At 76.1% G+C, this 9,210-nt stretch carries 8 protein-coding genes; 3 read left to right on the top strand and 5 right to left on the bottom strand.

The features are described 5' to 3' along the window. On the top strand, window positions 1-778 hold a 778-nt coding region (locus AB0J67_RS36960; protein ID WP_363489751.1), incomplete at its 5' end, for a DUF305 domain-containing protein. Between the two features lie 5 nt (window positions 779-783). Here the strand turns inward: AB0J67_RS36960 and AB0J67_RS36955 are convergent. The 3 genes from AB0J67_RS36955 to AB0J67_RS36945 all read right to left on the bottom strand — a co-directional run bounded on the left by AB0J67_RS36955 (window position 784) and on the right by AB0J67_RS36945 (window position 5,359). Further along, entirely contained in the window at window positions 784-1,995 is a 1,212-nt protein-coding gene (locus tag AB0J67_RS36955; protein WP_363489749.1) for a PP2C family protein-serine/threonine phosphatase, read from the bottom strand. A gap of 176 nt (window positions 1,996-2,171) precedes the next feature. Continuing rightward, window positions 2,172-4,625, bottom strand: coding sequence for an FtsX-like permease family protein (locus AB0J67_RS36950; protein WP_363489747.1), 2,454 nt, complete (start codon window positions 4,623-4,625; stop codon window positions 2,172-2,174). Then, window positions 4,622-5,359 carry an ABC transporter ATP-binding protein gene (locus AB0J67_RS36945; RefSeq protein ID WP_363489745.1) on the bottom strand — a complete coding sequence of 246 codons (738 nt, stop codon included), beginning with the start codon at window positions 5,357-5,359 and terminating at the stop codon, window positions 4,622-4,624. The genes AB0J67_RS36950 and AB0J67_RS36945 overlap by 4 nt, the downstream gene beginning before the upstream one ends. 108 nt (window positions 5,360-5,467) lie before the next feature. On the opposite strand from AB0J67_RS36945, the gene AB0J67_RS36940 reads away from it, so the two are divergent. Next, complete coding sequence (locus AB0J67_RS36940) at window positions 5,468-6,679, top strand: histidine kinase (RefSeq protein ID WP_363489743.1); 1,212 nt, start codon at window positions 5,468-5,470, stop codon at window positions 6,677-6,679. Next, the gene (locus AB0J67_RS36935) at window positions 6,667-7,317 is read left to right on the top strand and encodes a response regulator transcription factor (protein WP_363489741.1); all 651 of its coding nucleotides are present in this window, start codon (window positions 6,667-6,669) and stop codon (window positions 7,315-7,317) included. Before AB0J67_RS36940 ends, AB0J67_RS36935 begins: the two co-directional genes overlap by 13 nt. Before the next feature lie 85 nt (window positions 7,318-7,402). Here the strand turns inward: AB0J67_RS36935 and AB0J67_RS36930 are convergent, their stop codons facing one another. Together AB0J67_RS36930 and AB0J67_RS36925 are read right to left on the bottom strand one after the other, a co-directional pair. Next, the gene (locus tag AB0J67_RS36930) at window positions 7,403-8,143 is read right to left on the bottom strand and encodes a class I SAM-dependent methyltransferase (protein WP_363489739.1); all 741 of its coding nucleotides are present in this window, start codon (window positions 8,141-8,143) and stop codon (window positions 7,403-7,405) included. A gap of 44 nt (window positions 8,144-8,187) precedes the next feature. Further along, the gene (locus AB0J67_RS36925; protein ID WP_363489737.1) at window positions 8,188-8,895 is read right to left on the bottom strand and encodes a carbon-nitrogen hydrolase family protein; all 708 of its coding nucleotides are present in this window, start codon (window positions 8,893-8,895) and stop codon (window positions 8,188-8,190) included. Between the last annotated feature and the right edge of the window lie 315 nt (window positions 8,896-9,210).

Genomic DNA, 9,210 nt, shown 5'->3' with positions numbered 1-9,210 from the left:
TGCCGGGCATCGTAGTGGTGCCGGGTTTCCCCTACGTTCCGGCTACCACTCGGCCGGCGGCTCGGCGCCGCTGACCGTCTCCCCGCACGCCTCGACCCGGCCCGGCCCGCCACCGGCGGACCGGGCCGCGTGCCCCCGCCGGGCCGCGATCCACCGCCGAGGAGAACCCGTGAAGCGCTTCCTGGCCCTCGCCGCCGCCGTCGCGTTGCTCGCCGGATGCGACGCTCCGCCCGGGGTGGCACCGGCCCCGGCCGCGCCCCCCTCCGGCCAGGCCCCCTCCGGCTCGCCGCCGCCCGCCGTCGACGAGTCCGGCGGGCACAACGCCACCGACGTGATGTTCCTGCAGATGATGGGCGCGCAGTACGCCCCCGCCGGGGAGCTGCTGAAGCTCGCCGACCAGCGCAGCCGCAACGAGAAGGTGCGCCAGCTGGCCGCCGCGATGAACGTCACCCAGGCCGACGAGCTGAGCGCGGTGCAGGGCTGGCTGCAGGGATGGCAGCAGCCGCTCACCCCGGACGCCGACCCCGACCTGCACGCCGGGCACGGCGGGCTGCCCGCGACCGGCCCCGCCGAGATCAGGGCGCTGCGCGAGGCGGCCGACGCCGACTTCGACCGCGTGCTGCTCAACCTGCTCATCGGCCACCAGCACCAGGCCATCGAGTACGCCCGGATGGAGCTGACCGCGGGCGCCAACCCGCAGGTGCTGGAGTTCGCCACGCGCGTCGACGCGTCCCGCACCGCGCAGGTCAGCATGATGCTCGGCCTGGTGTCCGGGTAGGAGTCCTACACCACCGCCCGGCGGGCGGCCTCCGCCGACCACTCCACCAGCATCAGCGTGGCGTCGTCGCGGGGCGGGCCGTCCTGGAAGCCCATCACCCGGTGGGCGAGCCCGCGCAGCGTCTCCGGCGCGGGCGTGCCCGCCAGCGCCGAGCGCTCGGTGAGGTCCACCAGCCGCTCCACCCCGAACACGGCACCGGCGGCATCCCGGGCCTCCACGACGCCGTCGGTGTAGAGCAGCAGCCGGTCACCGGGCTCCAGCACCTCCTCACCCAGCAGCGGCTCGCCCTGGCCGAGCCCGAGCGGCAGCCGCCGGCCGCCGGTCAGCTCGCGGACCGCGTGATGGCGGCGCAGCAGCAGCGGCGGCGGGTGCCCGGCGTTGAGATAGCGCAGCCGGCCGCTCGCCAGGTGCAGCTCGCACAGCACCCCGGTGACGTACGCCGCGTTCGGGAACTGCGCCCTCAGCGCCCGCTCGGCGTCGCGGACGACCGCGTACAGGCCGTACCCGGCGCGCCGGGCGGTCCGCATCGCGGCCATCGTCGACACCGTCATCAGCGCGGCGGGCAGGCCCCGGCCCATGCCGTCCAGCACGCAGAACCAGGCGGTCTCGTCGTCGAGCGCGTAGTCGAACCCGTCGCCGCCGACGTCGTAGTGCGGCTGCAGGATCGCGCTGACCACCATCCGGTCGCTGGTGAACGTCTGCGGGGGCAACGTCGCCAGCAGCAGCTCACTCGCCACCGACATGCGCCGGGTCCGGCGCGCCCGGTTGAGCGAGTCGCCGTAGGGCATCTTCGACGCGATCAGGTGGCCCACCAGGTTGACGTAGCTCTCGCACCACTCCTGCAGCACGGTGATGTCGCAGTCGTCGCGCCGGATCACCAGGTCGACCACGCCGAGCCGCTCGGTGCCGTCGATCAGCGGCACCCACAGCCGGTCCTCGCCGCCGGCCGTGGTCGTGCGCTGGGTGGCCACCGCCGTGAACGCTCTGCCGGCGACCGTGCCGTCCACGCCGAGCGCGTCGGGCGCCGGCCTGCCCGGCTCCGGCAGCGGGTGCAGCCGCACCTGCTCCTCGTCGACGAGGTAGCAGGTGCTCTCCAGGCCCAGCGGGCGCAGCGCGGCGCTCACGCTGGCGGCGACCTGGTCGCCCTGCGCCTGCTGGATGAGGTGCAACAGGTCCAGCAGTGCCGCGTGCCACGGGTCGTACTGCATATGCGCCATGACCGCCATCCCCGTCGCATCCCCACCGGCGGAAGATGCGTCTTGTCATCATGTACCGCATATGTCTTCTTCCCGGACGCTGTTCGTATAAAACGCACGGCCCGTGATGATCATCGTGACGCGCCAGAAAGGGCAGCTCCGCAACGGCCGGCGCCCAGGAGCTGCCCTTTGGCGCGTCAGTCGGCGCGTGGTGCCCCCGGGGCGCTGCGGGCGGCGGGTGGCAGGGCGGCGGCCACCGCGAGCACGAGGCACACGCCGACGGTCGCGGCCAGCGTGTCCCACGGGACGACCATCGGCACGCCGACGCCGAGCTGCACGGTCAGGCCGCGCGCCAGGGCGGCCAGGGCGGCGACGGCCACGGCCAGCCCCACCCCGCCCGCGACCAGGACCACCGCCGCCGTCTCGGCCGCCAGCGCGCCGAGCACCTGGCGGCGGGTCGCCCCGGACAGCCGCAGCACCCGCAGGTCACCGGCGCGGGACGCGGCCGCCATGAGCGTCGTGTTGACCACCGCCAGCAGCCCGAACCCGGCCGACACACCGATCAGCACCACGGTGAACACCCACACCAGCCGGTCGTCCTCGTCGCCGGCCTCCCTCGCGTACGCCGCCGCGGTCACCCAGCGCGCCCCCAGCCCGCGCACCGCGGCGCTGTCGGCGGGCCGGACCGAGTAGACGACCGGGGTCAGCGCCGACGGGTCCATCGTCCGGACGGCGGCCCGGTCGAGCAGGATGCCCGCCGGGGCCGGGCCGCCGGACAGCACCGCGACCACGTGCAGCGTGTGCGGACGCCCGTCCGGGCCGGACACCGGATGCGTGTCGCCGACCGCCCAGCCCACCCGCTCGGCGAACGCCTCCGTGACGGCGGCCGCGAGTACCGGCGCCTCAGTGGGCGACGCCTCCCCCGTCTTCGCCGGCGGCTGAGTCGACAGCGCCGCCAGGTCGCCCGACGCGACGGTGAACAGGCCGTGCTCGGCGGACCCGACGCCGACCGCGGCGAGCGGCTCCGGGCCGTCGTACAGCGTCGTGGCCAGGGCGGAGTGCCCGCCGCCGGCGGCGACGGCGGCATCGGACAGACCCGGGGTGCCGTCCGGCACCACCACCGACGCGGCGCCCACGGCCGTGACGCGGTTCAGCCCGTAGAACGCCGTGGTGGTCTGCACCATCCCGCCGACGACGACCGCGAAGGCGACGCTGAGCAGCACCGGTGCGGCGGTCGACGCGGTGCGCCGCGCCGCGGTGCGGGTGTGCTGGCGCACCAGCAGCACGGTCGCGCCACGACCGCGCGCGAACGGCGCGGTCAGCAGCCGCACCGCCGGCGGCACCAGCACCGGCGCCAGCAGGCTGCCCGCCGCGACCAGCGCCATGGCCACGTAGAGGGCGTACGTGCCGAGGTTCGCGCCCGACGTCCTGGTCGCGGCCACGCCGGACAGGATCGCGACGGCGAGCGCGGCCAGGCCCGCCAGCCAGCGGGTGCGGCTCATCGGCTTGTCGTCCAGCGCCGCCTCGCGCAGCGCGTCCAGCGGGCTGATCCGCGCCGCGCGCCGGGCCGCGGCCCACGCCCCGGCCTGCGCCACCAGCACCCCCACCAGCAGGGCCGCGCCCGGCACCAGCGGCGGGTAGGTCACCGTGAACGTCGCCGGTTCGAAGCCGGTGCGCACCAGCCAGCCACCGAACGGCGCCGCCGCGGCCAGTCCGGCCAGGACGCCGAGCACGCCGCCCGCCAGGCCCAGCACCAGCACCTCGCCGTGGATCATGCGGCGGACCTGCCGCGGCACCGCCCCGATCAGGCGCAGCAGCGCCAGCTCGCGGTGGCGGCGCCGGGTCGCGAAGGCGAACGTCGACGCGACGATGAACACCGACACGAACACGCCCAGCGCGGACAGGGCGCTGAGCACCTGCATGCCGATCCACCGGGTGCGGGCATCGGCCACCGGCTCCAGCAGGCCCCGGTCGTCCCCGGCCAGCACCACGCCGTCCTCGCCCACCAGCGCCGCCGCCCCGGCGGCGACCGCCGCGACCCCGGTGCCGTCCCGGGTGAGCAGCCCGATCGCCGGTACGCCCACCGCACGGGCCCGCGCCAGCTCGTCACTGACCCACAGGCCCGGCCCGTCCACCGTCCCCACCACCGTGAACGGCTCCGGTCCGGCCGCGGTCAGCAGGGTCACGGCCGCGCCCGGCGCCAGCCCGAGACCGCGGTCCACCACGACCTCGCCCGGCGCCGCCGGAGCGCGGCCCGAAGCCGGGACGGCCGTCGCGGGTCCGGCGAGGGCGGCGGCCGGCCAGCCGGTGGCGTCCTGAGCAGCGCCGGCCGGCCTGCCGTCCAGCATCAGCTGGGCGTAGAAGCGGTGCACCGGGATCGCGGCGTGCACCCCGTCGACGCGGGCCAGGCCCGCCACGAGCGCGTCGGCGCGTTCGACCGGCCACGGCCGGGGTTCGGTGAACGCCTCCGCGTCGGTGGGCGCGACGGGGCGCACCACCACGGGCGCGGCCGCGTACCGGTCGGGCACCACCGGACGGGCGGAGAAGAACAGCAGGCCGCACACGGTGAGCACGGCCACTGCCACAGCGAGCGTGACCACCGTGCCCACCAGCTCGGGCCAGCGCCGCCGCAGCGAGGCGAGCGCGATCATGCGGCCACCGCCCCGCGGACCAGGCGGGCTGCGATCTCGGCCGGGTCGGCCCCGGCGATCTCGTCGACGAGCCGGCCGTCGGCCAGCACCAGCACCCGGTCGGCCACCGCCGCCGCCACCGGGTCGTGCGTCACCATGATCACGGTCTGGCCATGCGCGTCCACGACGCGGCGCAGTGCGGCGAGCACCACCGCGGAGGCGGTGCTGTCCAGCGCGCCGGTCGGCTCATCGGCGAAGAGCACCGCGGGCCGGGTGATCAGCGCGCGGGCCAGCGCGACCCGCTGCTGCTCACCCCCGGACAGCTGCGCCGGGTAGTGCCCGGCCCGCTCGGCGAGACCCACCTCGGCCAGCGCCCGCAGCACCGCGTCGGGGGCGGGGGCGCGGCCGGCCAGCCGCAGGGGCAGCGCCGTGTTCTGCGCCGCGGTCAGCGCGCCGACCAGGTTGTACGCCTGGAACACGAACCCGATCCGGTCGCGGCGCAGCAGCGTACGGGCGTGCTCGGACAGCCCGGCGAGGTCGGTGCCCGCGATCGTGATCTGCCCGCTGTCGACGGTGTCGAGCCCGGCCGCGCATTGCAGCAGCGTGGACTTGCCGGAGCCGGACGCGCCCATCACCGCCGTGAAGGTGCCCGGAGCGAACTCGGCGCTCACCCCGTCGAGGGCCGTCACCGTGGACGGGCCGGTGCCGTACGTCTTGCGGACCGCGTTCAGGCGGACCGCCGCCGTGGAAGTCATGCCACCACTCCACCGGAGCGGGCGGCCCGCCGCACTGGTGCGCGGGTGAGGATCGGCACTACACCCAGCACTACTGTGCAGGGCATCGGCGCAGGCTAAGTTCGTGCGGTGACCGCCCGCACCGCCCTGTCCGCCGCCGCGGCACCGCCCTGGCGCCTGCCCCGGTCGGCGTGGCCGTGGCGGTCGCTGGCGTACCTGCTGGCCGGGTTGATCCCGGCGGCGCTGCCGCTGGCGCTGCTGGCCGGCATCGAGCTGCTGCGGCCCGGGGTCACCGGCACCATCGCGCTGCTGCTGGTGGCGCTGCTGATCGTGGTCGCGGCCGGGCCGCTGATCGCCGCGTTCGACCGCCGCCGGCTGCGGCTGGTCGACACCCGCCCGCTGCCCGCCCGGCCGCCGCTGCGCCTCGGCGAGCCCGGCACCTGGCGTGAGATCGGGTACGCCGTGCTCAGCGCCTGCGTCGCGTGGTGGCTGGACCTGGCCGTGGTGATGCTGTCGCTGTTCCCGCCGCTGCTGCTGATGTCGGCGCCGCTGCAGCCGTCCGGGCCGGGCGCCGAGCTGCCCAGCGCGCCGTGGTTCAGCGCGCTGCTGTGCGCCGCCGGGTTCATCCTGCTGCCGCTGTCGGCGTACCCGATCACCGCCTGGGCCGGGGCGCGGGCCGCGGTCGCCCGCGCCGTGCTCGCCCCCGCCGACACCGACCTGGTGGAGGTGCTGCGCTCGCGGGAGCGGCTGGTCGACGGGTTCGACTCCGAGCGCCGCCGCATCGAGCGCGACCTGCACGACGGCGCGCAGCAGCGGCTGGTCGCGCTGAGCGTCACACTCGGCCTGGCCCGGCTGAAGCTGGCCGACGGCCACGAGGCGGCGCCGCTGCTCGACGACGCGCGGCAGCAGACGGCGCTGGCGCTGGCCGAGCTGCGCGAGCTGATCCGTGGCGTACACCCGCAGATCCTCAGCGACCGGGGGCTGGCCGCGGCCATCCGCGACGTGGCCGGGCGCTCACCGGTGCCGGTCGAGCTGGACCTGCGGCTGGACGGGCGGCTGCCCGCGCCGGTCGAGGTGACCGCGTACTTCGCGGTCAACGAGGCGCTGGCCAACGTGGCCCGGCACAGCGGCGCCGCGTCCGGCCGGGTCGCGGCGTGGACGCAGGACCGCAGGCTGGTGCTGGAGATCTCCGACGACGGCGCCGGCGGCGCGGATCCGGGCCGGGGCACCGGGCTCACCGGCCTGGCCGACCGCGCGGCCACCGTCGGCGGGCGGCTGCTGCTGGCCAGCCCGGCGGGCGGCCCTACGCTGCTGCGGGTGGAGCTGCCGTGCGAACGCTGAGAGTGGTGCTGGCCGAGGACTCGGTGCTGCTGCGCGAGGGGCTGACCAGCCTGCTGCGCCACTTCGGGCACGAGGTCGCCGCCGCGGTCGGCGACGCGGACGCGCTGCGGGAGCGGGTGCTCGCGCTGGACCCGGACGTCGTGCTCACCGACGTGCGCATGCCGCCCGGTTTCAGCGACGAGGGCCTGCGCGCCGCGCTGGCGCTGCGGGCCGAGCGGCCCCGGCTGCCGATCCTGGTGCTCAGCCAGTACGTCGAGCAGACCTACGCCGCCGAGCTGATCGACGCCGGGCGCTCGGCGGGCACCGGCTACCTGCTCAAGGACCGGGTGGGCGAGGTCGGCGAGTTCGTGGACGCGCTGGGCCGGGTCGCCGCCGGGCACACCGTCATCGACCCGGAGGTGGTGCGCCAGCTGCTGGACCGCCGCCGCGACCCGCTGCACCGGCTCACCCCGCGCGAGCGCGAGGTGCTCGGGCTGGTCGCCGAGGGCCGCTCCAACGCCGCGATCGCCCGCCGCCTGGTGGTGACGGAGGCCGCGGTCGCCAAGCACATCGCGGGCATCCTCACCAAACTCGACCTCCCACCGGCCCCCGACGACCACCGCCGCGTCCTGGCCGTCCTCGCCTACCTCCGCGCCTGACCAAGATCGCCCGACTTGCCTGGCAGATGGGCGTATGAAGCGCGCCCGACCGCCCATGTGCCAGGCAAGTCGAGTGATCTGGGAGTCAGCGGCGCTTCTGCAGGGCGATGAGGGTGTAGACGGGCTCGGCGCGCGGGGTGTCCTGGTCGGGCAGCGCGGCGAGACCGTGGCGGATCGGGGCGAGTTCGGCCGGGGCGATCGGGGCGATCCACGGGTGGTGGAGCAGGTTGTCCTGCCAGGTGCGCGGGCTGCGCCCCTGGCCGTGGCCGGTGAAGCGGGTGCGCCCGGCCAGGCTGAGCCCGTGCCCCGCCCCGAGGGCGAGCACCCGGTCCAGCGCGTCGGACTGCGGCGGGTAGTGCCGGGCGCGCAGCGGGGCGAGCACCCGGGCGATGTCGCTGCCGTCGAAGCCGGCGGTGTTCTTGTCCACGGTCGTGATCAGCACGCCGCCGGGCCGCAGCACCCGCGCGGCCTCGGCGATGACCGCCGCGGCCGCGTCGTGGCCCACCAGGTGCAGGATCCAGATGGTGACCACCGCGTCGCAGGAGCCGTCGCGCAGCGGCAGCCGGGTCGCGTCGGCACGGGCCACCCGGCCGGGCAGGCGGTGCGCGGCCAGCTCCAGCATCCCGGCGGCCCGGTCGAGCCCCACGACCAGGCGGCCGGGCGCGGGCAGGCGGGACGTCACGATCCCGGTCCCGCAGCCGACGTCGGCGACGACCCGCGCGCCGGGCGGGAGCAGCTCCTCGATCGCCGCCGCGGCGGCGTGCGCCCGCGGCTCGCCGCCACGGGTCTGGTCGTACTCGCCCGCCTCGCGGGTGTAGTCGAGCATGGCCGGATCCCTCCCCCGTGGACAGGCCGACCAGCATACGCCGGTCAGGGAAGCAGTGTGGCCCGCGCGATCCCGCCGGGCTCCCGGCCCGCCTCCGCCAGGACCGTGCCGTCGTGGGCCCATACCGTCGAGCCGCCGGCGGCGCGGTCGAAGCCGCCGCCGGTGCCGCCGGCGAAGCTCGCCGTGGCGACCGGCACGCCCCGGTCCGCGATGACGCGGCGGGCACGCTCGCCGGGCACGTGGGCGTCGCGCTCGTGTTCGAGCACGGCGGCGACGAAGACGTCCATGCCCAGCGCGGCGGTGGCCGCGTCGTGCTCGGCGAACCGGGTGTCGCGGCAGATCGCCAGGCCGAGGCGCCAGCCGTCCACCTCGATCACGACCGGGCCGGGACCGGGGCTGAACCGGTTCTCCGACTCGTCGACCCAGACCTTGCGGTAGGCGACCCGGGCTCCGCCACCGTCGACCGCCAGCAGCGCGATGTGCTCCCGGCCCGCGTCGCCCGGCACCGGCGCGCCCACCAGCGCCAGCGCACCGGCCTGCGCGCAGGCGGCGACGATCGGGGCCAGCCGCGCGTCGTCGGGGCCGAGGACGGGCGCGTCCAGTTCGTACCCGGTGAGCGAGAGCTCGGGGAAGACCACCACCCGGGCCTGCGCCGCCCGGATCGCCTCGGCGTGCGCGGCCGCGTTGGCCACCACGTCGTACGCCAGAACCGGCGGCTGCGCCGCCGCGATGAGCAGGGGTCCCCGTCGCACCAGCGGCTCCTTCTCTATCGAATACCCGTCACCCGTGCATGCGGCAGTCATTCACCTCACGACCCCGCGACCCGCGCCAGCCTAGCCCGTTCGGGTTACGCCGAACGGCGCGTTCGGCGGAGGTGACGCGACGCGATCACGCTCAGCACGCCGGGTCACGTACGCGCTCCCGAGTGGATAGTCAAGCGTTGATGGCCTCGATATTCATCGCCTTGACTCTAGGCACACCCAGCAGCCGACCCGCCTCCGGCAACCCCGCCGGATGCCGGTCCCCAGCCCGGAAAAGATTTGCCAGATTTTTCACCAGAACACGAG

The organism is Catellatospora sp. NPDC049609, from assembly GCF_040675365.1.
Taxonomy (GTDB): domain Bacteria; phylum Actinomycetota; class Actinomycetes; order Mycobacteriales; family Micromonosporaceae; genus Catellatospora.
This window is presented reverse-complemented; position numbering and strand designations above follow the sequence as displayed.

Excerpts from the sequence above, each read along its gene's own strand:
- AB0J67_RS36950 (WP_363489747.1), bottom strand. The coding sequence starts at position 4,625 with ATGATCGCGCTCGCCTCGCTGCGGCGGCGCTGGCCCGAGCTGGTGGGC.
- AB0J67_RS36930 (WP_363489739.1), bottom strand. The coding sequence starts at position 8,143 with ATGCTCGACTACACCCGCGAGGCGGGCGAGTACGACCAGACCCGTGGC.
- AB0J67_RS36955 (WP_363489749.1), bottom strand. The coding sequence starts at position 1,995 with ATGGCGCATATGCAGTACGACCCGTGGCACGCGGCACTGCTGGACCTG.
- AB0J67_RS36945 (WP_363489745.1), bottom strand. The coding sequence starts at position 5,359 with ATGACTTCCACGGCGGCGGTCCGCCTGAACGCGGTCCGCAAGACGTAC.